General features: G+C 29.6%; 27 protein-coding genes. 24 read left to right on the forward strand and 3 right to left on the reverse strand.

Features of this window, described 5'->3' with window-relative positions:
- Nucleotides 1-72: 72 nt before the first annotated feature.
- The 23 genes from ACK2WO_RS03280 (at nt 73) to ACK2WO_RS03390 (ending at nt 21,349) form a co-directional block, all read left to right on the forward strand.
- Nucleotides 73-549, forward strand: coding sequence for a hypothetical protein (locus tag ACK2WO_RS03280; protein ID WP_414698331.1), 477 nt, complete (start codon nt 73-75; stop codon nt 547-549).
- 24 nt (nt 550-573) lie between these two features.
- Nucleotides 574-1,179, forward strand: coding sequence for a hypothetical protein (locus ACK2WO_RS03285; protein ID WP_414698332.1), 606 nt, complete (start codon nt 574-576; stop codon nt 1,177-1,179).
- 23 nt (nt 1,180-1,202) lie between these two features.
- Nucleotides 1,203-1,799 (forward strand): hypothetical protein, encoded by a 597-nt coding sequence (locus ACK2WO_RS03290; protein WP_414698333.1) that lies wholly within the window; start codon nt 1,203-1,205, stop codon nt 1,797-1,799.
- Between the two features lie 132 nt (nt 1,800-1,931).
- Nucleotides 1,932-2,807, forward strand: a complete 876-nt coding sequence (locus ACK2WO_RS03295) for a DNA-3-methyladenine glycosylase family protein (RefSeq protein WP_414698334.1) — start codon at nt 1,932-1,934, stop codon at nt 2,805-2,807.
- Nucleotides 2,808-2,986: 179 nt separating this feature from the next.
- Nucleotides 2,987-3,271, forward strand: coding sequence for a co-chaperone GroES (gene groES / locus ACK2WO_RS03300; protein WP_178411266.1), 285 nt, complete (start codon nt 2,987-2,989; stop codon nt 3,269-3,271).
- Nucleotides 3,272-3,393: 122 nt separating this feature from the next.
- Nucleotides 3,394-5,013, forward strand: a complete 1,620-nt coding sequence (gene groL / locus ACK2WO_RS03305; RefSeq protein ID WP_178411267.1) for a chaperonin GroEL — start codon at nt 3,394-3,396, stop codon at nt 5,011-5,013.
- Between the two features lie 185 nt (nt 5,014-5,198).
- Nucleotides 5,199-5,621 (forward strand): DUF2871 domain-containing protein, encoded by a 423-nt coding sequence (locus ACK2WO_RS03310; protein ID WP_414698335.1) that lies wholly within the window; start codon nt 5,199-5,201, stop codon nt 5,619-5,621.
- A 242-nt stretch (nt 5,622-5,863) separates the two neighbouring features.
- Complete coding sequence (guaA, locus tag ACK2WO_RS03315; RefSeq protein ID WP_178411269.1) at nt 5,864-7,402, forward strand: glutamine-hydrolyzing GMP synthase; 1,539 nt, start codon at nt 5,864-5,866, stop codon at nt 7,400-7,402.
- 124 nt (nt 7,403-7,526) lie between these two features.
- Nucleotides 7,527-8,474 carry a tyrosine-type recombinase/integrase gene (locus ACK2WO_RS03320; RefSeq protein WP_414698336.1) on the forward strand — a complete coding sequence of 316 codons (948 nt, stop codon included), beginning with the start codon at nt 7,527-7,529 and terminating at the stop codon, nt 8,472-8,474.
- Between the two features lie 394 nt (nt 8,475-8,868).
- The gene (locus ACK2WO_RS03325) at nt 8,869-9,552 is read left to right on the forward strand and encodes a recombinase family protein (protein ID WP_414698337.1); all 684 of its coding nucleotides are present in this window, start codon (nt 8,869-8,871) and stop codon (nt 9,550-9,552) included.
- A gap of 765 nt (nt 9,553-10,317) precedes the next feature.
- Nucleotides 10,318-10,872 carry a hypothetical protein gene (locus ACK2WO_RS03330; protein WP_414698338.1) on the forward strand — a complete coding sequence of 185 codons (555 nt, stop codon included), beginning with the start codon at nt 10,318-10,320 and terminating at the stop codon, nt 10,870-10,872.
- Nucleotides 10,873-11,186: 314 nt separating this feature from the next.
- Nucleotides 11,187-11,891: a hypothetical protein gene (locus ACK2WO_RS03335; RefSeq protein WP_414698339.1), complete on the forward strand. Its 705-nt coding sequence runs from the start codon at nt 11,187-11,189 to the stop codon at nt 11,889-11,891.
- Nucleotides 11,892-11,894: 3 nt separating this feature from the next.
- Nucleotides 11,895-12,194: a hypothetical protein gene (locus ACK2WO_RS03340; protein WP_414698340.1), complete on the forward strand. Its 300-nt coding sequence runs from the start codon at nt 11,895-11,897 to the stop codon at nt 12,192-12,194.
- 16 nt (nt 12,195-12,210) lie between these two features.
- Entirely contained in the window at nt 12,211-12,423 is a 213-nt protein-coding gene (locus ACK2WO_RS03345) for a hypothetical protein (RefSeq protein WP_414698341.1), read from the forward strand.
- Nucleotides 12,424-12,852: 429 nt separating this feature from the next.
- Nucleotides 12,853-13,020, forward strand: coding sequence for a FibroRumin family radical SAM-modified Cys-rich RiPP (locus ACK2WO_RS03350; protein WP_414698342.1), 168 nt, complete (start codon nt 12,853-12,855; stop codon nt 13,018-13,020).
- Nucleotide 13,021: 1 nt separating this feature from the next.
- Nucleotides 13,022-13,174: a FibroRumin family radical SAM-modified Cys-rich RiPP gene (locus ACK2WO_RS03355; protein ID WP_414698343.1), complete on the forward strand. Its 153-nt coding sequence runs from the start codon at nt 13,022-13,024 to the stop codon at nt 13,172-13,174.
- Between the two features lie 91 nt (nt 13,175-13,265).
- On the forward strand, nt 13,266-14,702 hold the full coding sequence (locus ACK2WO_RS03360) for a FibroRumin system radical SAM peptide maturase (protein WP_414698344.1): 1,437 nt from the start codon (nt 13,266-13,268) through the stop codon (nt 14,700-14,702).
- A 5-nt stretch (nt 14,703-14,707) separates the two neighbouring features.
- Nucleotides 14,708-16,843 carry an ATP-binding cassette domain-containing protein gene (locus ACK2WO_RS03365; RefSeq protein ID WP_414698345.1) on the forward strand — a complete coding sequence of 712 codons (2,136 nt, stop codon included), beginning with the start codon at nt 14,708-14,710 and terminating at the stop codon, nt 16,841-16,843.
- A 110-nt stretch (nt 16,844-16,953) separates the two neighbouring features.
- Complete coding sequence (gene guaA, locus ACK2WO_RS03370; protein WP_178411271.1) at nt 16,954-18,246, forward strand: glutamine-hydrolyzing GMP synthase; 1,293 nt, start codon at nt 16,954-16,956, stop codon at nt 18,244-18,246.
- Nucleotides 18,247-18,619: 373 nt separating this feature from the next.
- Nucleotides 18,620-18,898: a hypothetical protein gene (locus ACK2WO_RS03375; RefSeq protein ID WP_178411272.1), complete on the forward strand. Its 279-nt coding sequence runs from the start codon at nt 18,620-18,622 to the stop codon at nt 18,896-18,898.
- Between the two features lie 39 nt (nt 18,899-18,937).
- A complete protein-coding gene (locus ACK2WO_RS03380) occupies nt 18,938-19,849 on the forward strand; it encodes a DMT family transporter (protein WP_414698346.1) in 912 nt (303 codons plus the stop codon).
- A gap of 186 nt (nt 19,850-20,035) precedes the next feature.
- On the forward strand, nt 20,036-20,554 hold the full coding sequence (locus ACK2WO_RS03385) for an N-acetyltransferase family protein (protein WP_414698347.1): 519 nt from the start codon (nt 20,036-20,038) through the stop codon (nt 20,552-20,554).
- 93 nt (nt 20,555-20,647) lie between these two features.
- Nucleotides 20,648-21,349 carry an AAA family ATPase gene (locus ACK2WO_RS03390; RefSeq protein ID WP_178411275.1) on the forward strand — a complete coding sequence of 234 codons (702 nt, stop codon included), beginning with the start codon at nt 20,648-20,650 and terminating at the stop codon, nt 21,347-21,349.
- A 356-nt stretch (nt 21,350-21,705) separates the two neighbouring features.
- Here ACK2WO_RS03390 and ACK2WO_RS03395 read toward each other — a convergent pair whose 3' ends face one another.
- Both ACK2WO_RS03395 and ACK2WO_RS03400 read right to left on the reverse strand, forming a co-directional pair.
- Nucleotides 21,706-22,386, reverse strand: a complete 681-nt coding sequence (locus ACK2WO_RS03395; protein ID WP_414698348.1) for a fructose-6-phosphate aldolase — start codon at nt 22,384-22,386, stop codon at nt 21,706-21,708.
- Nucleotides 22,387-22,490: 104 nt separating this feature from the next.
- The gene (locus ACK2WO_RS03400; protein WP_414698349.1) at nt 22,491-24,902 is read right to left on the reverse strand and encodes a glycyl radical protein; all 2,412 of its coding nucleotides are present in this window, start codon (nt 24,900-24,902) and stop codon (nt 22,491-22,493) included.
- A 226-nt stretch (nt 24,903-25,128) separates the two neighbouring features.
- Here ACK2WO_RS03400 and ACK2WO_RS03405 point away from each other — a divergent pair, with 226 nt between their 5' ends.
- Nucleotides 25,129-26,025, forward strand: coding sequence for a glycyl-radical enzyme activating protein (locus ACK2WO_RS03405; protein WP_414698350.1), 897 nt, complete (start codon nt 25,129-25,131; stop codon nt 26,023-26,025).
- 65 nt (nt 26,026-26,090) lie between these two features.
- Here ACK2WO_RS03405 and ACK2WO_RS03410 read toward each other — a convergent pair whose 3' ends face one another.
- Complete coding sequence (locus tag ACK2WO_RS03410) at nt 26,091-26,837, reverse strand: DeoR/GlpR family DNA-binding transcription regulator (RefSeq protein ID WP_414698351.1); 747 nt, start codon at nt 26,835-26,837, stop codon at nt 26,091-26,093.
- Nucleotides 26,838-26,945: the final 108 nt, after the last annotated feature.

Genomic DNA, 26,945 nt, shown 5'->3' on the forward strand with positions numbered 1-26,945 from the left:
ATTATTCAACAATAGATGTGTAATTTAAGCAAGTGCTTTTTATTAAAAGTTATCAATTAGGGAGGATATTTTATGAAAAAATTATGTGTTTTAATAATGAGTATGATAATTAGCGCAAGTCTAATGGCTTGTAATAAAAAAAGTGAGGAAGCAGTTGTTAAGGAAGAACCTAAACAAGAAATAAAGGTATATTGTGCAAAATGCGGTTCAGAATCTAATGAACTTAAAAAAGTTTGTTCAGTTTGTGAAGAAGAAACTACTTGGGCAGTTGAAAAGCCAGAAATAATAAAAGAAGAGGAAGAAGTAAAAGAAACACCAAATGAAGATAGAGACGATTCTGAGGCAGAAACTACATCAAACGAAAAGATGGGAACATGTGCTATATGTGGAAAACAGGACTCTCTTGATAATTTAGAACATCTACATGGAATAGGATATACAGTTCATATAAGTTGTCTTGAGTCATATCCAACATGTCAAAATTGTGGAAATAGTTTATTTGAATTTGAAAGTGATACACCAGGAATATGTTTCTCATGCGGAAATTAAAATAAATTGAAGGGGTAATATATAATGAAAAACGAAGAAAATAATAAAATTGCTACAATAGGAGTAGTAGGTATAATTTTAATAGTTTTTTTGAGTGTAGGATTTTTTATGGGAAGAAAAGTGGCTCCTGCTTGTGTTAATTCAAGTCATGACGACCTAAAAGATAAAATTTCTTCTATAAAAGATGAAAATAATAAGTTATCTAATTATATAAATGCAGAAAAAGGAGAAGAAGCACAAAAGGAAGACAAAGAAGAAAATAAAGCAAAAGACAAAGAAACAAATAAAAAAATTAATAGCTATAATGGATATCCAGGTGGATATTTCAAATTAAAAAATGGAATATTTGAAAGTAGTTTTAAACAAAGTGAATATCTTGATACAGGTGTAATAATGACAGATATGTTTCCTGGGGCTAGTATTGTAACTTATGAGGTTACTCCAGATAATAAAGGTTTAATAAGTATATATTATGAGGATGAAATGATAAATTATGAAATATATGCAGAATGTAACCCAGAGGAAGAAAGGTACTTTATTAATGCAGCTAGATATAAGGATTCTTTCAGCGATAAACCAGAAGAAGTTAGAAATATTTTAAATATGATTACAGAAGTATCTAGATATTAATATATTAAAGGAGATGTAAATAAATGAATAAAGGAAATAAAAATATTTCTACAATAATTATATTTGCTATACTAGCATTAATATTTTTAGGTGTAGGTTTCTTTATAGGAGGAAAAACAGCTCCAAAATGTAGTGTATCAGAGCACATAGAAATGGAAAAAGAATTATCAGCTCTTGAGAAAGAGAATAAAGAATTGAAGAAAGAATTTGTCAAAATAAAAAAAGATGAAGAAGTAGAAGAGGAAGAAGAAAAGAAATCAAATATATACACATATTCTTCTGATTTACCATCTGGTGGAAGTTGTACAGTATACGATGATGATATGAACAATTTTTTAAATTCTATATGTCGGTGGGGAGGTGCAACAACCACTATATCAGAAGTAATGTATAATTATGATATATACGAAGTTGAATCCTATGACAATGGAACATTAATTAACATGGATAGTACAAATAGCGAAACAGGAAATTATAATTTCAAAGTATTTTTTGATAGAGACAAAGATAAATATTTTGTATTAAATGTAAAAGATAAGGATAATGGAAAAACATATAAGTCTACAGATTCAATATGGACATATCTTAATGATGTATATCAAAGAATAATGGGAATATAATGAACAAGTTTAATAATAAGAGAATTATTTAAAGAAGAATCTAATCAATATTATAGATATAATTCTATATTATTGATAGTTTCTTCTTTTTTTATTAAACTATATATAAAATAAGAACTTAAGAGGTGGATTATGAATATTATAGAAAAAGAAAATGGAATAATATTAGAAAATGTGGAAGACTTTGATCCAAAGCATATATTCGAATGTGGTCAGTGCTTCAGATGGAAAGCAGAAGAAGACGGATCATACACAGGTGTTGCTATGGGGAAAGTGATTAACGTAAAAAGAGAAGGAAACAATGTAACTATAGATAATACAACAAAAGAGGACTACGAAAATATATGGCGTGACTACTTCGACATGGACACAGATTATGGAAAAATAAAAAGCACTCTTAAAGAATTCGATGAATATCTAGATAAAGCCGTAGATTTTGGATGGGGAATCAGAATACTTAGACAGGACAGTTGGGAGATGCTTATATCATTTATAATATCTTCAAACAACAGAATACCTATGATACAGAGAGCTATAGAAAATCTATCTGAAAGATATGGAAAATTCATAGGAGAATACAGAGGAAATAAATACTACGCATTTCCAACACCTGAAGAGCTAAACAAGGCTACACAGGAAGAGATAAGAGAGTGTAAAACTGGATTTAGAGATAAATACATAAAGAGTACATGTGAATCAGTTGTAGAGCTTGGACTAGATGTTAAAGACTTTAGAAAACTTAGTACAGAAGATTGCTGTAAAGAGCTTAAAAAATTTAATGGAGTTGGTCCAAAAGTTTGCGATTGCATAGCATTATTTGGAATGCAGAAGATAGATACGTTCCCAGTGGATGTTTGGGTAAAGAGAGTTATGCAGGAATTCTATATTGAAGAAGATATGAGTCTACCTAAGATGAGAAAATTTGCTCTTGAAAAATTTGGTGATATAGCTGGATATGCACAGCAGTATCTGTTCTATTATGCTAGAGAATTAGGTATAGGAAAATAGTATGAAAAGTAGTTATTAATAGTTGTAAATAAAGGATAAAAATTTGCTTATAAGGTATTGAAAAATAAAAATAAAAGGTATATTATAATAATTGTTAGCACTCATAGTCTTAGAGTGCTAAAGAAAAAATAAGCGATTAAACTTATAAATTGATGTATATAAAATAGGAGGCGCTAATAATGAAAATAAGACCATTAGCAGACAGAGTAGTAATAAAAAGAGCAGAGGCAGAAGAAAAAACTGCAAGCGGAATAATACTTGCAGGTGCAGCAAAAGAACAGCCTCAGATAGCTGAAGTAATAGAAGTCGGACCAGGTGGAATAGTAGACGGTAAAGAAATAAAAATGGAACTTAAAAAAGGTGATAAGGTTATATATTCTAAATACGCAGGAACAGAAGTTAAAGTTGAAGGTGAAGAATACATAATAATAAAAGAAGCAGATATATTAGCAGTATTAGAATAATTAAAATTATAGAAGCGTGGTTAAAAGATTTGATTAACAGAATTAAATTCAAATTTAATTAAAGATTAGATTTAAACGATTTAATTTTATAATATTTGTTTTAATTTGGGGAGGTAGTTAAAATGGCAAAAGAAATAAAATTCTCAGAAGATACAAGAAAAGCATTAGCAGCAGGAGTAAATAAATTAGCAGATACAGTTAAGGTTACAATGGGACCAAAAGGAAGAAATGTAATACTTGATAAAAAATTTGGAACTCCACTTATAACTAATGACGGTGTAACAATAGCAAAAGAAATAGAACTTGAAGATAGATTTGAAAATATGGGTGCACAGCTAGTTAAAGAAGTTGCAGTTAAAACTAATGATATAGCAGGAGATGGTACTACAACAGCTACAGTACTTGCTCAGGCAATAATCAGAGAAGGTTTAAAAAACGTAACAGCAGGATCTAACCCAGTTCTTTTAAGAAAAGGTATACAGAAAGCTGTAGATGTTGCAGTTGAACAGTTAAAAGCTCATTCAAAAGATATATCTACTAAAGAAGAAATATCTCAGGTTGCATCAGTTTCTTCAGGAGATGAAGAAGTTGGTAAATTATTAGCTGAAGCTATGGAAATAGTTGGTAAAGATGGTGTTATAACAGTTGAAGAATCAAAAACTATGCACACTGAATTAGACGCTGTTGAAGGTATGCAGTTTGACAGAGGATTCGTATCAGCTTACATGGTAACAGATGTAGATAAAATGGAAGCTGTTTTAGACAATCCATACATATTAATAACAGATAAGAAAATATCTAACATACAGGAAATATTACCTATACTTGAACAGATAGTTCAGCAGGGAAGAAAATTATTAATAATAGCCGACGATGTAGAAGGTGAAGCATTATCTACATTAGTAGTTAATAAATTAAGAGGAACATTTGATGTTGTAGCTGTTAAGGCTCCAGGATTTGGTGATAGAAGAAAAGATATGCTAGGAGATATAGCTACATTAACAGGTGCTCAGGTAATATCTGATGAACTAGGATATGATTTAAAAGATACAGAACTTTACATGCTTGGTAATGCAGCATCAGTTAAAGTTACAAAAGAAGCTACTACAATAGTAGGTGGAGCTGGATTTAAAGAAGCAATAGACGAAAGAATAAATCAGATAAGATACATGATAGACCAGACAACTTCTGATTTTGATAGAGAAAAACTTCAGGAAAGATTAGCAAAACTTGCTGGTGGTGTTGCGGTTGTTAGAGTAGGTGCTGCTACAGAAGTTGAAATGAAAGAAAAGAAATTAAGAATAGAAGATGCTTTAAATGCTACAAAAGCAGCTGTTGAAGAAGGTATAGTAGCTGGTGGTGGTACTGCACTTGTAAGCGTAATACCAGCAGTAGAAGAGCTAGTTAATTCACTAGAAGGTGAAGAAAAACTAGGTGCTAATATAATAAGAAAAGCTCTTGAAGAACCATTAAGACAGATAGCTATAAATGCTGGACTTGAAGGTGCAGTTATAGTTAAAAATGTAATGGATGCAGACCTTCATGTAGGATTTGATGCATTAAACGAAGAATATGTAAATATGATAGATGCTGGTATAGTTGACCCTACTAAAGTTAGTAGAACAGCTTTACAGAATGCTGCATCTATAGCAGGTGTATTCTTAACAACAGAAGCAGCTGTTGCAGATATACCAGAAAAAGAAGCTGATCCTATGGCAGGTGGAATGCCAGGAATGATGTAATGAGTTTTTAGATTTAAATACAAAATTATATATAGCAAAATACCTCTTAAAAATATTTAAATATAAAAAACATTATAGTATAAAATAAAATTTGTTTATCCTCCATTTAGCTGGGTAATATACTAGTATAAGTATATTGCATTTGATTGTACGATTTAATCAAATAGCTTGAATGGAGGATTTTTATGATGGAAAAGAAATTTATAAACACATCTTTTTTATATGCAATACTTGCAATGATAGGTGGAGTATTCTACAGAGAGTTTACAAAGTTTAATCAATTTGTTGGTGTAACAGCACTTGGAAAGGTACATGTACATTTATTTGTACTTGGAATGATATTCTTCTTAGTGGTTGCACTTTTAGAAAAACAGTTTAAAATATCTTCAGACAAAAGAATAAATAAGTTCTTTGTAATTTACAATGTAGGGCTAATAGGAATGGTAATTATGCTTTTAGTTAGAGGTGTGACTCAGGTAAAATATATGGCACTTAGTACAGCGATGAACGCATCTATATCTGGAATAGCAGGACTTGCGCACATAGTTATGGCAATAGGAATAATACTATTCTTTATGATTCTTAGAAAAGTTGTAGATGAAAAATAGTAAAACTAAAAGAAGTTAGTAAAAGGTATTAGTCGATTTTAAATATAATAACTTAAAATTGGATTAATATCTTTTTTTATGAAAAAAATATGAAGTTTTTATGAAATAAAGTTAAAAAATATAAGGATATAAGTTGACAATTTAATGATAAATCTTTTAATTGTTGGGAAATTAAAGTATAATAGATATATTATAATAATAATTGTGTAAAAAATAAAAATTTATATAAGGAGAAACAAAATATGAAACATGAATTAGTACTAGTCATAGACTTCGGTGGTCAGTACAACCAGCTGATAGCTAGAAGAGTAAGAGATAACAATGTGTACTGTGAAATACTTCCATGCACAACTGACATCGAAAAAATAAAAGCTAAAAACCCTACAGGGATAATATTCACAGGTGGACCTAACAGTGCATACTTACCAGATTCACCAACTATATCTACTGAAATATTTGAATTAGGTGTACCAGTGTTAGGTATATGCTACGGAGATCAGTTAATAGCTCATCTTTTAGGCGGAAAAGTTGAAAAAGGTGGAAAACAGCAGAAAGAATACGGAAAAACTGAAATAACTTATAAAGAATCTGCTTTATTCGAAGGAATAAACACTAACTCAGTATGGATGAGCCACACTGACTACATATCTGAATTACCAGCAGGGTTCGAAGTAATAGCTTATACTGCTGATTGTCCAATAGCTGCTATGCAGAACGTTGAAAGAAATATATATGGAGTTCAGTTCCACCCAGAAGTTGAACATTGCTTAGACGGAGATAAAGTTTTAAGAAACTTCTTATACAATATATGTAAAGTAAAAGGTGACTGGACTACAGATTCATTCATAGAAGATAAAATAAAAGAAATAAAAGAAAAAGTTGGAGATAGAAAAGCTCTTTGCGGATTAAGTGGAGGAGTTGACTCATCTGTTGCAGCTGTATTAATGCACAGAGCAATAGGTGATAACCTAACTTGTGTATTCGTTGACCACGGTCTACTTAGAAAAGATGAAGGTGACGATGTAGAAAGAATATTCAGAGATAAATTCGACATGAACTTAATAAGAGTTAATGCTGAAGATAGATTCTTATCTAAATTAAAAGGTGTTACAGAACCTGAAAGAAAAAGAAAAATAATAGGTGAAGAGTTCATAAGAGTATTCGAAGAAGAATCAGAAAAACTAGGAAAAATGGACTTCCTTGTACAGGGAACAATATATGCTGACGTTATAGAAAGTGGACACGGAAACGGTGCAGCTACTATAAAATCTCACCACAACGTTGGTGGACTTCCTGAAGATGTTGATTTCCAGGAAATAATAGAACCATTAAGAGAATTATTCAAAGATGAAGTTAGAAGAATAGGTTTAGAGCTTGGAATAGATGAAGACCTTATATACAGACATCCATTCCCAGGACCAGGTCTTGGTATAAGAGTTATCGGTGAAGTTACAAAAGAAAAATGTGACATATTAAGAGAAGCAGATGCTATATATATGGAAGAGTTAAAGAAAGCTGGATTATACAAAGATATATGGCAAGCATTTGCTACACTTCCAGATGTTAAGACTGTTGGTGTTATGGGAGATGAAAGAACTTACGCATACCTTGTAGGTATAAGAGCTGTTAGTTCTTCAGATGGTATGACTTCAGATTGGTACAAAATGCCTTACGACGTTCTTGAAAAAATCTCAAATAGGATAGTAAATGAGGTTGAAGGTGCTAATAGAGTAGTCTATGATATAACTTCAAAACCACCAGGAACAATAGAATGGGAATAAGATAAAAATTGAACTTTAAATGCTTTAGATAATAAAAAGTGTGCTTGATGTATTTATATAATATTTACATTCAGCACACTTTTTTGATTGATTTAGGTGTTTGACATTAGGGAGGTTAAACATCATGAGTAAAGACATCAAACAGAAACGATTATTTAGTGAAAAGAAGGTAACAAGAAAAACATTTGAAGAATTATTGGAAGAATATCTAAGATATAGCAAGGCTTTGAACCGTTCAGAATATACAATTAAAGCATATAAATATCATTCAAAATATTTTCTTGAATTTATTGGAAAAAACTTTTTATGTGAGGATATAGATATACATCTAATAGAAGAATATCTATTATATCTAAGAGATAAAAAAGGTTTAACAAATGGTACAACTTTAAATAGTTACATAAGAAACCTATCTCCTATAATTAAATATGGTTATAGAAAAGGATACATCTATAGTGATTTTGAATTTCCAACAGCTGAAGAACAAGAAAAAGTTAAAGAAATTTATACAGCTGAAGAACTAGATAAATTATTAGAAAAACCAAAATCAAGAAATTTTGTTGAAATTAGAACGTGGGCTATGATAATAACTTTTGCCAGTACTGGCATTAGATTAAGAGAATTGAGAGAATTAAAAATAAAAAATGTAAATATGATAGATAGAACAATAACACTAAATGATACCAAAAATAAAAAAAGTAGAATACTACCCATATCAATGGCTTTAATGGAAGCACTACAAGATTATTTTGAATATAGAGGTGGGGAAAGTGAAGAATATTTATTTTGTAATGTGTTCGGTGAAAAAATATCTCAGACAGCTGTTCAAAAATCTATAAAAGATTATAATCTTAAAAGAGGTGTAAATAAATATTCAATTCATCTATTTAGACATACATTCATTACCAATGCTGTAAATCAAAATGTTAGTCCTTTGATACTCAAAAAAATAACCGGTCATACAACTATGAAAGAATTAAACAGATATTATAACGCATCTCCTAGAGATATAGTTAATATCATAGATGATATAGCACCAAAACCAACAAAAAAGAAAAAATTCTTTAAATAAATATTAGAAAGAGAGTTTAAACACTCTCTTTTTTTGTAGCAGCTCAGCAGCTCAATTTATACCACTTCGAGATATATTTTTTTGAGATAAAAAAATTTATGAATGTTAAATAAAATCTTTTAAAGGATCTAAAGCTTGAGAGATAAAAATAAATCAACTAATAATGTTCTAGCACAAAATAAACTCACTCCAATTATGAAAATATCCCCTATTAACTAATTGATAAAGATTATCATTAAGTATCTAGTTTATAGTATTAAAAGTAGTATTAATTTTAACCTTATGCAAATTAGTATTAAAAGTATTGACATATAGTATTAAATCGGTTAATATTAAAGTGTCAAAATTAACGTTCGTCAGAATTAATACTAAAAATAGAAAAGAGGACAAGAAAATGACTACTTACGGTTATGCAAGAATAAGTACTAAAAAACAATCTATAGAAAGACAGATAAGAAATATATTAAATTATGATAATAACGCAATAATCTATCAAGAAGCATATACTGGTACTAAAGTTAGTGGTAGAAAAGAATTTAAGAAACTTCTTAAAGCTGCTAAGGAAGGAGATACAATTGTATTTGATAGTGTTAGTAGAATGAGTAGAAATGCTGAAGAAGGTACAGAACTATATTTTGAATTATATGATAAAGGTATAGAACTTGTATTTTTAAAAGAAAGTTATATTAATACTACAACATACAAAAAAGCTTTAAATAATAATATACAAATGACTAATACAGCTGTAGATGATATATTGATAGGAGTTAATAAGTATTTAATAACTTTAGCTAAAGAACAGATAAAAATAGCTTTTGAACAGTCTGAAAAGGAAGTGAATGATTTAAGAGAAAGAACTAAAGAAGGTATTGAGACAGCCAGACAACAAGGTAAACAGATCGGACAAGCTGAAGGTAAAAAATTAGTAGTTAAAAAGTCTTTTAAAGCTAAAGAGGATATAGTTAAGTACTCAAAAGACTTTAAAGGTACTTTATCAGATGTTGAAGTAATGAAACTTGTTGGACTATCACGCAATACCTATTATAAATATAAGAAAGAATTAAGAGAGGAACTATAATAGTTTCTCTTTTTTATTGACTAGCAGCAACAAAACAAGCTCGTAAAATCGATTTTAAGAAGTTTTAAATACTTCAGCTTGTGTTTATACCTTTAAAATTTTAGAATTGATTTAAAAGAATAAAATAATAATTTTATTGATGTTGTAGTTGTCTAAAATCTATAAAATACAATAACTTTATTAAAAAAAATTTTTTAGTTCTAAAACATTCTACAACAACAATACAAATAAATTATAAAGTTTGTATCACAAACGTATTATATTTGTCCTGGCAGATAATAATATATTATCTGTATGAGTGAATGAAAATATTAATAAATAAACATTCTTTATTTTATATTGATAATATGAGGTTAATATTAATATAAAACCGGGTTAACAAAATACGAATATTAAAGTGTTATAATTGTATATTTATGTCTAAAACACGAACTATATAATAACGGGGGTATTTTTATAAAAAACCTAAAAAAATAAATATGCGAAATAAAGCAGTAGGTAGATTTTTATAGCTTAAAAATATTGAAATATCAATGTTTTTGATTTGGTTTATATTTAAAATAATCTAGTTAATTTTAATAATAGACGCCTGGCAAGTCAATATATTTATTAAAAATAAATCACTTGAAATCTTTTATACTATAGATTAATATAGTAGATGAAGGGAGGAAAACACGAATATTAAATGAAATATAGGAGGTGAAAAGCATGAATAAACGGTGAAATAATTCAACTATATACCCTATATCAACAAAAGTTGAATATATGACAAATAAAGATGTTGATTATAGGACTTATTTAACTTTTTTTAAAGATAGCACTTATTATCCAGAGGAAAATTACAGATACATCTATAACATTAACTATTATTCAAATAAAGACTATTTGACGGAAAAGTTAAATACTAGTAAAGGTAATTTGAACAAATTAGTTAGAAAATTTTTAAAATTTAATCTAGTTGAAAAAGATACAATATTAAATGATAATTTAGAACTAAAACAAATATATAAATTTAACGAGTTAGAAAATAATTTTGTTCTATTATCTGATAAAGAAATAGAAAAGCTTTTAACATTAACAAGTAATGAAATAAAGGTTTATTTAGTATTAAGATATACATTATATGATTATAGCTGGCGAAATATTGAACTAAGCTATATAGCTAAAAATATTGGATTATCTGAAACGAATACAGCCAGGACTATAAAAAAATATATTGACAACTTAAAAGAAAAAGATCTAATTGATTATAGTTATTATTTTGAATATGTTGAGGGGAAAAATATAAAAAGATATAAATTTAAAATAGAAGATAATTAGAAAACCTCTTCGACCTTAATGCTAACTATAATGTTAACTATAATATAACTATAATTAACTATAATATACTATTAAGTTTGGACTAAGTAATATATCAAGTTGGACTAAGTAATATACTCAAATGGACTTTTAGAATATACTCGAATGGACTTAATAGTGGAAAAATTTGATTTTAATTTTAATAATAAAAAAAAGAACAAAAAAGATAATTTTTTTGCTCCTAAAAATGAATAATAAATTAAAATTTTCGCATATATATTATATCATTTTTAGAGAGTTTTTAATATCTTATTTTGTTCGGAAAGAGGTATTAAATGATATATGATTTAGAACAAATAAAACGACGGTGCGATAAAGAAAAAGGTAAATTATTTACTATACCGAAGGATTGCTTCGGCAAAAGAAGTAAAGGCTATCCAATATATAAACCTACAACATATTTAAGAAAATGGGATTTTAGAGATGGGCCAGATGAAGTGTTATCTAAATATGATTTAGAGCCTATACGGTACATATATTGTGGTTCGCACACCAGAAGAACCCAAAGAGATAGAGACTATCAATTTTATCGGGACATTGTAAAGAGAAAAAAAGCTTCAAAGGAAATAAGAGAATTTTTTGTTAACTATATAAATTATTATGTTAATGAAAAAAACGAGGATATTATTGAAGTTGTTAAAAGATTTTTTAAAGCTAAAGAAATGATTTTTTTAAATGAAAAGAATAAAAATGTAGCTGAAAGACATATCAATGATAGATATTTAGTTGAACAAGCTCACGGCAAAAAAATAAAAGTATTGAGTACAAGTCCAAAAGACACAACTCTAATACTAGATAAAGCAACAAATAGATTAAAAGAAAGAGATATATTTATAGGAGAATATAAGAACTCAATCGATGAAATGATAACAAGTTATGTTGTAGAATACATTAAAAATAATAAAGATGTAGCTGAAGTTTATCAATTAATGGATTATTATTTAGAAAAAGTAGATTTTATAGAAAGCGAGGATAAATAAAAAATGAAAAAAATACACATATTAGATTTTAATGAATATAGTAAAATTATGTGCGAGCAGCTGCATTATTTGTTAGAAATGGGGCTAGATAACGAATATCAATTTGTAGAAGTTGAAATGATTGAATATGCACTAAAATTATTAATAGCTGATTTATATAATATGTCAGATGTAGCAATAGAAAAAGAACTTGAATATCCTGGTGACTATATAAAGCTTTATGAGAAAGAGTTAGAAGAAAAGAAAGCCGAAGCTAAGGATCTTGAAGCAGAAATAGAAGAATTAAATAAATATTATAATTAAAGGAGATATTAAGACTATGAAAGCGTTTAAAGAATATATGATAGAATACGAAAATTATAGCGAAATAATTGCTGAAATGGTATCTGAATTAATAACTAATATAGGTTATGAGTATAACTATCAGATGGTAGAATTGGAGCAGATAGAAAGAGTATTTAAAGAATATTATAATAAATTAAAAGATAATTCAGAGGTTGCAAAGACTTCTTTATCTGGTTTAAAACGGTAATAGATAAATTTTAGAGAGTAGGATTAATTTCTTACTCTCTTTTTTTATTTACAACAATATTAAGAAATGTTACTATTAAAGCATATAAAATATATGTGTTAAATACCTAAGTTATTTTTTAAAAGTCTAAGAAAATCAACGTTTATTTTGTCAATTATTCTATATGATATAACTTCAAAACCACCAGGAACAATAGAATGGGAATAAGATAAAAATTGAACTTTAAATGCTTTAGATAATAAAAAGTGTGCTAAATACCGAATGAAATTTGGTGTCTGGCACACTTTTTTCGATATTTATAATTAAATAAGAAAAGTTAAGTTTAAAGATTATCATAGATTATATTTTTGTATATAAATAGTAAATTGTTGACTTTTTATTATTGAGTAGTATAATGTAATTAATAGACTATACGAGGAGGTAATTACAATGATTAATTACAACGTTGACTCTTATGGTAAAATGCTTGGTAATATCACAGAAAATACAATTCAAAGTGCTGCATCTTGCATATCTCAGTGTACAGGATGTATGTGCAATTGCCGTTGTTCTTGTTCTGGTGGCATTATAGCAGATGTGGATTGGGAGGAAATGTAAAATGATTGCAAATAGTGTAGAATACGCTAAGATGTTTGGAATAATTTGTGATGGAGTTGCAGTAATGGCTAGATGTGCTTGCGTAGCTTGTAATTCTTGTACATGTGCATGTTCATGTCGTAATATTCCAGACTTTGATGAAATTGACTGGTAATACTGTCTAAATAATACAAGATATGATACAGTTTTTAGAATTTAAAATTTTTAGGTATATAAGACAGTAAATACTACATTATGTGGCATGATTGCTGTTGCAGATGCCAAAATATAAATACAATGGAGGAGATAGAATGGTAAGATTATCGCGTTATACTCATGTTTATGATTTAGGTGAGGATGTGGCGTTATATCATTCACTCAGAATGAAACCGGTGTATTTAAATAAGAAGGCTTATGAGGACTTGCAGGAATGGCTTGCAAGTCCTTTTTGTAATGATTATGAAGATGCACCAAAAAATATTATAAATGAAGTGAATGAATTAGTAAAATTTAAAATTTTAAATCATTCAGAAGAAGATGATGATAAAGTTTTAAAATTTGTAAGAAGTAGGATACCAGAACCAGCAATAAATGTATGTTATATAATTACTAGTGAACAGTGTAACCTTGCATGTAAATACTGTTTTCTAGGAAATAATGATACATGTAAGAGAAGTAATTTTTCTCTAGAAAATATGTCAATTGAAACTGCAGATAAAGCTGTTGATTTCTTTATTAATCAGATTAAATTATCTGGTATGGATTTTGAAGAAAATAAGCCAGTTATTATTTTTTACGGTGGTGAACCTCTTGTTAATTATGATGTATTGGTTTATGTGGCTGAGAAAATTAATAGACTTAGAGATATTGAAAAATGTGTGAAAAATTTAGAAATGTCAGTAGTCTCTAATGGTTTACTTTTAAGTGAAGAAAGAGCTCTTGAATTAAAAAAACTAGGAGTTTCTATTGCAATTTCAGTTGATGGATTTACTGAAGAAGCTAATGCAATGCGAGTTGATCTCGCAGGAAATAGGGTATATAATAAAATTCTCAAAACACTTGATATGTGTAATAGAATAGGTGTTGATGTATCTTTGTCTGTAACATTGAGTGAAGAGACGATAAAAGATACAAAAGATATTCTTAAACTTGTAGATAATTATGGCATTAAATCATTTGGATTTAATATAATGATGTCAGATGAAAACTTTGTGCTTCCACAAGAGTATAATGAAAAAGCTGCTCAATTCATAATTGATGAGTTTATTGAATTAAGAAAACGTGGAATATATGAAGATCGTATAATGAGAAAACTAAAATCATTTTCAAAATCACAAGTTTATTTTTCTGACTGTGCGGCAACTAGTGGCGGACAAATTGTAATAGCACCTAATGGACAAATTGGAATTTGTCATGGATGCTTGCATAATAAACAGTATTTTGTTTCGAATATTGATGATAAAGATTTTAATGCATCAAAGCATAAAGATTTTATTGAATGGTCTCAATTAACCCCGATAAATAAAGACGAGTGTCAAGAGTGCCCAGCTCTTGGTATTTGTGGTGGAGGATGTCCTATAAATGCAATGCATATAAAAAAAGGAAATACAATACATGATTTAGATGAACGTTTTTGTACCCACTCAAAAATGACTTTAGAATTTTTGATAAAAGATTTATATAGAATAATAAAGGAAGGGTGATATCAATGAATGATAACATTGTTATTGAAGGTATAAAAACAAATAATTTAAAAAATATTGATATTGAACTTGTAAAAAATGGTATCAATTTAATTATAGGACCTTCTGGCAGTGGAAAATCATCTTTGGCTTATGATACAATTGCGCAAATTGGTCAACATGAATTTATGGCCATGTTTGCTGATGAAATAAGTGAACCATCTTATAAAGTTAGCTCATTTTCTAATATGGTAGCTGCTGTTCCAATTAAGCAGTCAAATTATAATAATAATATTAGGTCGACTATTGGAACATACTTTGGTTTAAATAGAAGTATAGGATTAATATATGCTGTAATGCTAGGTCTTTCAGAAGATTTTTTTGTTCTTAATAAAGAGTGTAATTTATGTGAAAATTGTCATGGGCTTGGCTTTGTAAAAAAACTAGATTACAACAAAATAATTGATTTTAATATTCAATTAAAAAAAGTTCCGTTTAGATGCTGGAATAGATATAAAGATTATTATTCACAGATGATTGTTAACTTTTGTAAAGAATATAATATAGATAGTGAAAAAAATTTTAGAGAGTTAAATGAAGAAGAAAAAAAATTAATACTTTATGGAGAAAGTGCAGATAAATATTCTGTAAGATATAAAAAAAATAATTCTTTTTCAAGAAGAACATCTAAGTATTATGGTGTGTTGACTGGAATACCTATGTTACCTAATTATAATATTGGAAAAACATATTATTCGGACTTTGAATGTGAATATTGCCATGGAAAGAAATACGGCAAACAATATGATGAATATAAGGTACATGGTATTTCAATAGGTGAGTTTATGTCTAAAGAGTTTTCAGATTTAAAAGATATTGTAGATGAAATTTCTAAAGAAATTTATGATGATAGGCTTAATTTTACAATTAAAAATCTTAAATTATTTATAAATAAAGCTATTGAATTGAATTTAGGTCACCTATGTTTTCATAGAGCAATACCTACATTATCTGGAGGAGAATTGCAACGATTAAGAATGGTTCAAGTATTCATAACACAACTTTCTAATTTAATTATTGTTCTTGATGAACCGCTAGCAGGATTATCTGGTAATGAAAAGAAGTCACTTTATGACAATATTATTTATCTATCAAAAAAACATACAGTAGTATTAGTAGATCATGGAGATACGTTTTATAAAATAGCAGATAATATAATTGCTTTAGGTGAAAAAGGTGGTAAAGAAGGGGGATATTTAGTTGATGTTGATAAATTTTTAAAAAAACAACGAACTATAAAAAAATATACTCCAGAAGTTGCAAAGGAACAAATTAGAATAGTTCTAAATAGTCATATATATAAATATAAAGGTGTTGATTTGTCGTTAGCGGCAAATTGCATGAATTTGATTACAGGATATTCGGGTGTAGGTAAATCCACTTTGTTAAAAGAGTATTTTCCGCAATATTTTGAAAAATATTTGTATATAAATCAGAAACCTATTTTAGGAAATAAAAACTCTTGTGTAGCCACAGTGTTAGATTTATCAAATAAAATATCAGAATTATATTCAAAGAAGTATAAAAAAGATAAAAAGTTCTTTTCAAACTTGACTGGAAATGAAGGAATGTGCCCAGTATGCTCAGGAGCTGGATATATTGAGTATGGTGGTGATTATCACAAAAATTTAAAAATTGAATGTAGAGAATGTGAAGGAACAGGTTTTAACAAAAGATTAAAAAAATATAAAATTAAAGATAAATCAATTTTTGATATTTGGAAAATGACTATAAATGAAGCAATAGAATTTTTTAATGATATTGATAAATCAATTACAAATATATGTACAAATGCATCGGAAATTATGTTAGGACATTTACAAATTGGACAAGCAACGGAAACATTATCTGGTGGGGAAAATATTCGAATAAAAATTATGAAAGCATCAAAATCTAATGCAAAAGTTATTGGCATTGACGAGCCGTTTAAAGGGTTAAGTAATATAGAAATTGATGCAGTAGCAAATTACTTGAATAAAATAAGAGAGAAAAGAAAGACGCTTATTGTGATAGATCATTCAAGTAATGTAGAAGATTATTTCTCTCAATGTATTCAAATAGAGAATATTGATAATATATTAAAAGGAAAATTATTAAAGTAAAAAAATATTACTTAATCTAATATACATTTTTATTGTATGTCGTCAAAAAATGAGATACAATTTAATTATAAAATTATATTAGATTAATAAGAAAAGGATGATGTTGAGCTATGAAACAAGATATGATTGCTATTTTAGACTTAGGTAGCACAAAAAACACAAACTTAGCTAGAGCTATACGTGACTTAGGTGTATACAGTGAAATATACCCACACGATATAACAGCTGAGGAAATAAAAGAATTAAAAAATTTAAAAGGTATTGTTCTATTCGGTGGAGAAAATAGAATAGTAGATGGAGAAGCTGTAGAAATCAACGAAGACCTATATACATTAGGATTCCCAATGATTTCAATAGACCACCCAACTTCAAAATGTGAAACAAAATTCGATGAAATGCCAGATGAAGAAACTTTAAAAGCATTTGTTTTCGATACTTGTAAAGCAGAAGCTAACTGGAACGTTAAAAACTTTATAGAAGACCAGGTAGAATTAATAAGAAACCAGGTTGGAGATAAAAAAGTACTACTTGCTTTATCAGGTGGTGTTGACAGTTCTGTTGTTGCAGCACTTTTAATAAAAGCTATAGGAAAACAGTTAGTATGTGTTCATGTTAACCATGGTTTAATGCGTAAAGGTGAATCTGAAAGTGTTGTTGAAATATTCAAAAACCAGATGGATGCAAACCTTATATACGTAGATGCAGAAGAAAGATTCTTAGGAAAACTTGAAGGTGTAGCAGATCCTGAAGAAAAGAGAAAAATAATAGGAGCTGAATTCATAAGAGTATTTGAAGAAGAAGCTCGTAAATTAGAAGGAATAGACTTCCTAGCACAGGGAACTATATACCCTGACATAGTAGAAAGTGGAACAAAAACAGCTAAAGTTGTTAAATCTCATCACAACGTTGGTGGACTACCAGAAGATTTAGGATTCGAATTAGTTGAACCACTATACTACTTATTCAAAGATGAAGTTCGTGCTTGTGGTGTAGAATTAGGACTACCTCACGATATGGTATACAGACAGCCATTCCCAGGACCAGGTCTTGGAGTTAGATGTCTTGGAGCTATAACAAAAGACAGATTAGAAGCTGTTCGTGAATCAGATGCAATACTTAGAGAAGAATTTGCTAATGCTGGATTAGACAAAACTGTATGGCAGTACTTCACAGCTGTTCCTGATTTCAAATCAGTTGGTGTAAGAGATAACGCAAGAAGCTTCGAATACCCAGTAATAATCCGTGCTGTAAACACTGTAGATGCTATGACAGCTACAATAGAGCACATAGATTGGGCTATATTAGACAAGATAACTAATAGAATACTTAAAGAAGTTAAAAACGTTAACCGTGTTTGCTACGATTTAAGTCCAAAACCAAGTGCAACAATAGAATGGGAATAAGATTAATATAAGAATTATAGAGATGTCGCAGGTTTTCCTGTGTGCATCTCTTTTTTTATTTTATTTATATCTCAAAAGAGAAAGACATGACAAATTTTTAAAGAAATTATTTTTAGATTAAACTTTCAACTGAACTTCTCTCCAGGCTTCGACGTGGTGTGAGTAATATGTTTTATTGGGAAAAATTTTCACGTCTGCAGATTGTCGAGTGCGTTTCAGTTGAAAGTTTAACCCAAAATAATACTTTAAGAAAATTTGCCATGTCTTTCTTTTTAGAAGAAATTAAATTAAAATAAAGAAGAGATGAATTAGGAAAATTCTGCTACATATCTATAATTCTTATTAAAGAAAGAATTAGTAAGGAGAATATAAGATGGATTGGATAAAATTTAAGAAAGAAATATTAAACCAGATAAGAAGATATCTCAAGGGAGAAATTACAAAAGAAGAATACTATGATATAGCAGAACCTTTTTATGGTGAATATGCTGATTGCTGTAATAATGAGATATTTAAAAGAAAATTTCTTGATACTGTCGCAGATGCCTGTATTATTTATATTGATGAGCCAGGTTTGACACCTGAAATAAAAGAAAAGGAATTTTATAAGGTTTTGAATGAAGCATATAAAGAATTAGAAAAATTAAAATAAAAAATATAAAAATCAAAAAATTAATAGGAGGGAGATAGTTTGAAACAGCTTTTATATTTAATGCCGATAATTTCTGGGGCAATGTGGGGTTCTGCTGGAATTTTTGTTAGGAAACTTACAGAACAAGGAATGAATAGTTATACAGTTGTGTCAGTTAGGGTAATTCTTGCGGTACTTATACTTGCAGTATGGTTAGGAATTTATGATAGGAATTTATTAAAAATAAAGTTAAAAGATTTATGGATTTTTGTAGCAGGTGGAGTAGTTGGAATGTTTGGGCTTAATATTTGCTATAATTTTGCAATAAGTGAGCTGTCATTGTCGTTAGCAGCAGTTCTTTTGAGCCTTTCACCTGTGTTTGTTCTTTTCATGGCGGCGATATTATTTAAGGAAAAAATTACATCAAAGAAAGTAATCTGCATGACTATTGCAATAGCTGGATGCGTGCTTGCTAGTGGAGTGCTAGAATCTGCATCTACTATGAGATGGTCTGTAAAAGGGATAATAGTTGGGATAATAGGTGCATTTTTCTATGGATTATATGGAATTATAAGTAAAACTGCAATGGAAAGAGGGTACCATGCATTTACAACTACATTTTATTGTTTATTTATGGTTATGCTAGTTGTAATTCCGCTTACAAATTGGAAATTGGTAACAAATGTTGTTGTAGCAAATCCAATAAAAATGAGTGTATTTTTAGTGATTCACTCACTTTGCACATCAGTACTTCCATACATTTTATATACTTTTTCAATTAGGTATATAGATGCGGGAATGGCTTCAATTTTGGCATCTGGAGAACCAGTTGCAGCCATGATTTTTGGAGTTATTTTCTTTTCAGAAATTCCTACAGTTTTATCAGTTGTAGGAATTGTGCTAGTAATCGTGGCATTGGCATTGTTGAGTATGCCAGAAAAAAATGTGGTTAATTTGATAAAATGTCGGTAAAATAAAAAATTGTCGGCATTAATGTCGGTTTAGATGTCGGTAAAATAAAAAACTGTCGGCATTAATGTCGGTTTAGATGTCGGTAAAATAAAAAACTGTCGGCATTAATGTCAGTTTAAATATCAGTATAATAAAAAAATCAATCTAAATCTTGATAAAATATAGTTTAATATTGGAGGGAAAGTTATGATAAGAAAAGCAGTTGAGTCAGATATAAACGCAATATCAGATACATACAATGAACTTTTAACTTATGAGGAAAAACATGGAAGTAATTCAAATTGGAAATTAGGAGTATACCCAACAATAAAAGTTCCACAGGAGAAGATTCCTACAGGAACTATGTATGTGCTTGAAGAAGAGGGAGAAATCTGTGCAAGTATGATTTTAAATCATTTTCAAGCTGAGGAATACAAAGAGATTGATTGGATTTATCCAGGAGAAGGTGAGGAAATTCTTGTTATTCACACACTTTGCATACCACCACAGAAAGCAGGTAGGGGATACGGTCAGAAGATGGTCGATTATGCAAAAGAATATGCTAGAGAATTAGGATGTAAGGCTATTAGAATAGATACCTATGCACACAATGAGCCAGCAAAGAGTCTTTACAAGAAAAATGGATTTAGAATTGCCGGATATCATGAAAGTCTGTTAGAGGGTCTGATAAAAGAAGAATTAGCATTTTTAGAGTATAAGTTATAAATCATATTTTTTAAGAATAAAATAATAAAAATAAAATAAATAGAATAATAAATATTAAAAAATATAAAATACAAATAGATTGGAGAAGAAAATATGAATAATCAATTTATCAGAGGAATTAAGTTTGAATGGGACAATATACCAGAAGATAGCTATCTTAGAAAAATTGAAGCTCTAAAAGACATTGAAAGTCTAGAATTTTCAAATCCAATCACATTCTTTGTAGGAGAAAATGGTACAGGAAAATCGACTCTACTTGAAGCAATAGCTGTTTCTCATGGATTTAATCCTGAAGGTGGTACTAAAAATTATTCTTTTTCAACTCATGATACTCATTCAGAATTATGTGATGCGATAAGGATTGTAAAAGGATTTAGAAAAGAAAAATACGGATATTTTCTAAGAGCAGAGAGCTTTTACAATGTTGCAACATACGCAGACGATTTACATCCTTCTGCAAAATACCACGAGAGATCTCATGGAGAAAGTTTCCTAGCTTTAGCTCAAAATAGCCTTAGACCAAATGGATTATACATATTTGACGAACCTGAGGCTGCACTATCACCACAAAGACAGTTGACATTGTTGATGGAGATAAACAAATATGCAAAAGAAGGAGCGCAATTCATAATCGTAACGCACTCGCCAATACTACTCGGAATCCCAGATGCTGAAATATACAACTTTGATGACGGAAAAATACACAAATGCACCTACGAAGAAACAGAAAGCTACAAAATAACGGAAATGTTCATAAACAATAGAGAAATACTACTAAAAAACTTACTAGACTAAAAATTATATAATATACATATACATAAAAAGTATAAAAACCTATCGGTGAAATAAAAAAGATTAATATATTATTTTATCACTAAGCCTACGGCTAAATAAAAAAAGTATTAATAAAATCACAAATAAAAAATCTTCGATTAGATGTAGTAATTTGTAATTATAAAATAGAAATAATTTCGGGTATGATTTTAAAATCTATACCATAAAAAATAACAACCGAATTCCCAACGACAATCTGCAGACTTGATAATGATTTTCAATAAAACAAATCACTTACATCACGTCGAAGCCTGGAGTGGGAATCGGTTGTTATTTTTATGGTTCTAATTTATAAAATAACCCGAAGATATTCTATTTTATAATTCACAAATACCTACATTTTCTCCATACATTGCATACCAATCTTTATTGAAGTCATCTACCGCTTTTTCAATGTTTGGATTTGCAAATATCTGTTTTAATACAGCTACTGGAGCAGTTATCGCATGTGCCCCATAGTTGAATGAATCTCTAACCTGCTGAACACCTTTGAATGATGCAGCAACTATCTTAGTATTATATCCGTCAACAGCTATTCTATCAGATAGATTGCTTATTAAATCCATTGGATCTGCACCAAGGTTTCCTATTCTATTAACATAAGGTGCTATATAATCAGCTTCAGCAGCTAAAGCCATGTATGACTGCATTAAATCGTAAACTGCAGTAGCCGTAACCTTAACACCTTCTGCTTTTAAAGCTTTTATAGCTTTTATACCTTCATAAGAAACAGGAACTTTTATATATACCTGGTCATCTATTTCTTTTAATATTCTATGAGCTTCAGCCACCATTTCGTCGCTATTTTTTGAAATTACCTGAACGTGAAGGCTTCTCTCCATACCTATTATTTCTCTTATTTTTCTCATGTGTTCAAAGAAGTTTTCTGGATTTGTCTGTTTAACTATTGAAGGGTTGCTAGTTACCCCAACTATTGGCATATGCTCAACAGCATCCTTGATTTCTTCTAAATTAACTGTATCTACTATAAATTCCATTTTATTATATCCCCCTAAAGCTATAATAGCTTTTTAAAAAATTTTATCTAAACATATATTATTATAATACAAAATAACTTTTTAAAGTATAATGTATTTTTTTATTATAATGTCTGTTCTGTTCTTCCGATTATATCGTCCTGTGTTGCTTTTGATAATACATTGAAGAATGCACTATATCCTGCAACTCTAACTATTAAATCTCTGTGTTTTTCTGGATGTTTCTGAGCATCTATAAGTGTATCTCTTGAAACAACATTGTACTGAACATGGTATCCATCTAATCTATTGAAGAATGTTTTTATTAACATTTCTAATTTTTCCTTATTTTCCTCTTTTGATAATAGCTGAGGAGTTACTTTCTGATTTAATAACACACCACCAGTTATTTCGTGAGTTGGTAATTTTGAAACTGATTTGAATACCGCTGTTGGTCCTTTTTTATCCATTGAATGAGCAGGAGAGCATCCTTCTGCAAGAGGAGTTCTCGCATTTCTACCATCAGGAGTTGCCATAGTTGAGAATCCCTGACCTACATTGGCAGATATAGAAGATGTACCAGCATATCTGATTCCACCTATTGGACCTCTACCATGTCTAGTATTTGGATATTTCTTCATTTCATCTATGTATACGTTGTAAACATCAACCACTAGCTGATCCACGTAGTCGTTGTCATTTCCGTATTTTGGAGCATCGTTTATTAACATCTGCTGTATTTTTTTATTTTCTTCAGTTGAGAAATCATCTAATAATGCATTCCATAACTGTTCTGGAGTTATTTTGTTTTCATCGAATACAAGCTTTTTGATAGCAGCTAAACTGTCCGCCATATTTGCTATACCAACCTGTAATCCAGATATGAAGTCGTATATTGCTCCACCTTCTTTAAGAGTTTTACCTCTACCTATACAGTCCTGAGTTAAAGCTGAGCATAGTAGGTCTGGAACATCTCTTTCTAGAGCTAAGTCTATTGTATTTTCAACGATAACACTCATTCTAGTTAAGTATCTCATAGCTTTTTCTATAGCCTGTTCTAATTCTTCGTAAGATTTCATGTCCTTGAAGTATCCGCTTCCTTCAAAGAATCTCTTTCCACTTGTCATATCGACACCGTCGTTCATTACCATAAGAAGTATTCTTGGGAAGTTCATGTAAGACATACCTGTACATCTGTATCCCCATTTTCCTGGAACTGCAGTTTCGACACATCCTATTGCAGAGTAGTTGTATGCATCTTCTTCCTTAACTCCTTTTTCTATAAATGAAGGTATTATAACTTCATCAGAGTTGAATGCTGGCATACCAGTTCCTAATTTCATAACTTCAACAGCCTCATCTAAGAAAGCTTTTGGTATATTTCTGTGGTATCTAACTGTTAAGTTAGGCTGAGGTAGTCTAGTCTGTGCAACAGATTTTAATACTAAGAATGATAATTCATTAGTTGCATCTTTTTTATCTACAGTCTGTCCACCTATTGTAACGTTCTGATACATTGGGCTTCCTGCACTACTAAATGTATGAGACTGGCTACGAACTTTATTTATAGTTAAAGTTTTTATCCATAAGTTGTCTAATATTTCAACAACTTCATCATCAGTTATTAATCCTAAATCTTTATCGTGTTTATAGTATGGGTATAAATACTGATCAAATCTTCCGTAAGATAAAGAGTGTCCGTTAGATTCTATTTGTAATATTAACTGTATGAACCAAGTAGACTGTATTGCTTCTTTAAATGTTTCTGCTGGTTCATAAGGAACTTTTGCACATATACGAGATATTTCAAGAAGTTCTTCTTTTCTCTGACCTTCAGCTTTTTCTGCCATTTCTGCAGCTAATTTGCTAAAACGTTCAGCATAAGTTTTTACAGCATCTATTACTATTAAAACTGCTCTATAGAAGTGATATTTATCTATATTTTCTGCAACGCATAAATCTAATTCACTTTTTAATTTTAAAACTCTTTTTTCGTATCCTACTAATCCTTGTTTTAAAACTGTTTCGTAGTCAACTGCTAGGTGAGCATCACCAGAGTTTAGTTTACCTTCCATTCCGAAGAATCCAGTTTCCATATATACACTAACTTCTTCTGGAAGCATTGCTCCACCTTTGCTTCTTAGGTTGTTGTTTTCCCAGAAAGATGCGATACTTCTTAAATCTTCTTTTGTTTCTTCAGTTATATAGAAAACATCTCCATCACGTTTTTCAAATAAATCAAGTTCATTAAGTACGAATTCTAGTGTATATTCTGGGAATATCGGAGCATTTCTGTTAGCAGATGCCTGGTTCCCTACGATTAAAGTTTCGTCTTCTATATATATAGACATTTTTTCTAATATATTTTTTAACATCATAGCACGTTTTATTACTACGGGCTGATTGCGATTTTCTTTATATGATTCTGTAGCTAATAATGCACGTTCTGCACATATATAAGGCTTTTTGTTTAATACATTTTCTCTAAATTCATTCATTCTCGGTGTTAAATCACCGAAATGCTCAACATTTTTCATAAAATATCCTCCTTTTAGTTTCATCCGTAACTATTTAGTATTTCATTCTACAATCAAAGTATACCACGTATTGCAAAAAAGATAAATAAAAACTTCAAATAAAAGTTTAAAAAGTTTCAAATGAAACTTTAATATTTACTTTTAAGAGAGTAAATGATATTATTTTAAATGTAATAAAAGATAAATTTTGGAAATAATAGAGATTAATATATAAGGAGATGATTTTTTGGAAAAGGGAATTACGTTTAATATTCAGAAGTTTAGTATACACGATGGGCCAGGGATAAGAACTACAGTATTCTTTAAAGGATGTCCGCTTAGATGTGAGTGGTGTTCAAACCCTGAATCTCAGATAAAAAATGTTCAGATTTTACACGATCAGAGTAAATGCTCTCATTGCTTATCTTGTGTGGCAACATGTCCAAATGGAGCGATAACTCACGAAGATAATAAGATAATTATAAATGAAGATAAGTGCGTGGGATGTTTAACTTGTGTAAATTCATGTCCTAATAGAGCATTATCTTATGAAGGGGATTACCAGACAATAGAAGAGATTGTAGATATATGTATGCAGGATATAGATTTCTATGAAGAATCTGGTGGAGGAGTTACAATCTCTGGTGGAGAAGGTATGAGCCAGCCTGAGTTTTTAAAAAGACTTATAGCAGAATTAAAGAAAAATTCAGTACATGTTGCGATTGAAACTACAGGATATGTAAAGAAGGAAACTTTTGAAGAATTGGCTAGAGAGTTAGACCTACTTCTATTTGATGTTAAGCACTACGACAGAGAAAAACACTACAACGGAACAAAGGTGTACAATGATTTAATAGTGGAAAACTTAAAATGGGCTATAGATAATGAAATAGAAGTACTTCCTAGAATTCCAGTTATCCCAGATTTTAATGATTCATTAGAGGATGCAGAAGGATTAGCGAAATTATTAGTAGAGGTTGGAGCTAAAAAAGTGCAGCTACTTCCATTCCACCAGTTTGGCGAAAAAAAATACGAACTACTAAACAGAAACTACAAATATAAAAACAAAAAAGCCCTTTATCCAGAAGATTTAGAAGAATATCAGAAAATCTTTGAAGATAAGGGACTAAATTGCTTTTTCTAAAAAGTAGTAAAAATGATAGGCTGTTGCAATTTTGCAATGGCCTTTTTAGTGAGTAATCACAATTTTTATGCTTTTATGATTTTTATGTTATTTTCTATTAAGTATTCCTCAGTTTCTTCAGGAATGTTTGAGTCTGTGTATACATAAGATACTTTTTTAGTATCAAGTAGGCTTACAACACCCTTTTGCTGGAATTTTACAGAGTCCGTTACAATTATTACATTGCTCGCTTGTTTAGCCATATCTTTTACAGCCTCACTTCTCATGTAATCATTTCCTGTAAATCCTGTTTCCTTTGTAAAACCGTCAGTTCCTACAAATAGCTTATCTACAAAAAATCCCTCAGCACATTTTCTAGTGATTGGGCCAACCATAACCTGAGATTCTTCCTGATATTCACCACCTAATAATATAATTCTAACATTTCCTGTTTTTCTAATATAGTCAGCTATAAATGCAGAATTTGTTATAAGAGTTACATCTTTTTTTGTTTTAGCAATCTCTAATGCAACTAGAGCACAGCAAGATCCAGATTCAATCATAACTGTTTCTCCGTCTTCTATACTTTCTACAGCTTTTTCTGCTATTTTTTGTTTAATATCGTAATGGTACGCCAATCTATTATTAATATCGTCGCTTTCGTTTAATTTTGCATATCCATGCTCTCTAACTATTATTCCACTTTCTTCAAGAGCAGATAAATCTTTACGAATAGTTACTTGAGATACGTTTAAAACCTCAGAAAGCTCAGTTACTTTTAGTTTTTTATTCTGTGTAAGCAAATCTAATATTTGCGATTGTCTTTTATTCATAATTTCACCTCATTTTTAGATTATCACAGATAAGTTTCATTAGCAATACAAAAAAGTTTCAAATGATAAAAAATAAAGGCATAAACGTAAAAGATTGTTTTTTATTTC

The sequence above is a fragment of the Peptacetobacter sp. AB845 genome, assembly GCF_047528295.1.
Taxonomy (GTDB): domain Bacteria; phylum Bacillota; class Clostridia; order Peptostreptococcales; family Peptostreptococcaceae; genus Peptacetobacter.

Bases quoted from the DNA above. Each gene is read 5' to 3' on its own strand.
- ACK2WO_RS03280 (WP_414698331.1), top strand. From the start codon at position 73: ATGAAAAAATTATGTGTTTTAATAATGAGTATGATAATTAGCGCAAGT.
- ACK2WO_RS03285 (WP_414698332.1), top strand. From the start codon at position 574: ATGAAAAACGAAGAAAATAATAAAATTGCTACAATAGGAGTAGTAGGT.
- ACK2WO_RS03290 (WP_414698333.1), top strand. From the start codon at position 1,203: ATGAATAAAGGAAATAAAAATATTTCTACAATAATTATATTTGCTATA.
- ACK2WO_RS03295 (WP_414698334.1), top strand. From the start codon at position 1,932: ATGAATATTATAGAAAAAGAAAATGGAATAATATTAGAAAATGTGGAA.
- groES (WP_178411266.1), top strand. From the start codon at position 2,987: ATGAAAATAAGACCATTAGCAGACAGAGTAGTAATAAAAAGAGCAGAG.
- groL (WP_178411267.1), top strand. From the start codon at position 3,394: ATGGCAAAAGAAATAAAATTCTCAGAAGATACAAGAAAAGCATTAGCA.
- ACK2WO_RS03310 (WP_414698335.1), top strand. From the start codon at position 5,199: ATGATGGAAAAGAAATTTATAAACACATCTTTTTTATATGCAATACTT.
- guaA (WP_178411269.1), top strand. From the start codon at position 5,864: ATGAAACATGAATTAGTACTAGTCATAGACTTCGGTGGTCAGTACAAC.
- ACK2WO_RS03320 (WP_414698336.1), top strand. From the start codon at position 7,527: ATGAGTAAAGACATCAAACAGAAACGATTATTTAGTGAAAAGAAGGTA.
- ACK2WO_RS03325 (WP_414698337.1), top strand. From the start codon at position 8,869: ATGACTACTTACGGTTATGCAAGAATAAGTACTAAAAAACAATCTATA.
- ACK2WO_RS03330 (WP_414698338.1), top strand. From the start codon at position 10,318: ATGACAAATAAAGATGTTGATTATAGGACTTATTTAACTTTTTTTAAA.
- ACK2WO_RS03335 (WP_414698339.1), top strand. From the start codon at position 11,187: ATGATATATGATTTAGAACAAATAAAACGACGGTGCGATAAAGAAAAA.
- ACK2WO_RS03340 (WP_414698340.1), top strand. From the start codon at position 11,895: ATGAAAAAAATACACATATTAGATTTTAATGAATATAGTAAAATTATG.
- ACK2WO_RS03345 (WP_414698341.1), top strand. From the start codon at position 12,211: ATGAAAGCGTTTAAAGAATATATGATAGAATACGAAAATTATAGCGAA.
- ACK2WO_RS03350 (WP_414698342.1), top strand. From the start codon at position 12,853: ATGATTAATTACAACGTTGACTCTTATGGTAAAATGCTTGGTAATATC.
- ACK2WO_RS03355 (WP_414698343.1), top strand. From the start codon at position 13,022: ATGATTGCAAATAGTGTAGAATACGCTAAGATGTTTGGAATAATTTGT.
- ACK2WO_RS03365 (WP_414698345.1), top strand. From the start codon at position 14,708: ATGAATGATAACATTGTTATTGAAGGTATAAAAACAAATAATTTAAAA.
- guaA (WP_178411271.1), top strand. From the start codon at position 16,954: ATGAAACAAGATATGATTGCTATTTTAGACTTAGGTAGCACAAAAAAC.
- ACK2WO_RS03375 (WP_178411272.1), top strand. From the start codon at position 18,620: ATGGATTGGATAAAATTTAAGAAAGAAATATTAAACCAGATAAGAAGA.
- ACK2WO_RS03385 (WP_414698347.1), top strand. From the start codon at position 20,036: ATGATAAGAAAAGCAGTTGAGTCAGATATAAACGCAATATCAGATACA.
- ACK2WO_RS03390 (WP_178411275.1), top strand. From the start codon at position 20,648: ATGAATAATCAATTTATCAGAGGAATTAAGTTTGAATGGGACAATATA.
- ACK2WO_RS03395 (WP_414698348.1), bottom strand. From the start codon at position 22,386: ATGGAATTTATAGTAGATACAGTTAATTTAGAAGAAATCAAGGATGCT.
- ACK2WO_RS03400 (WP_414698349.1), bottom strand. From the start codon at position 24,902: ATGAAAAATGTTGAGCATTTCGGTGATTTAACACCGAGAATGAATGAA.
- ACK2WO_RS03410 (WP_414698351.1), bottom strand. From the start codon at position 26,837: ATGAATAAAAGACAATCGCAAATATTAGATTTGCTTACACAGAATAAA.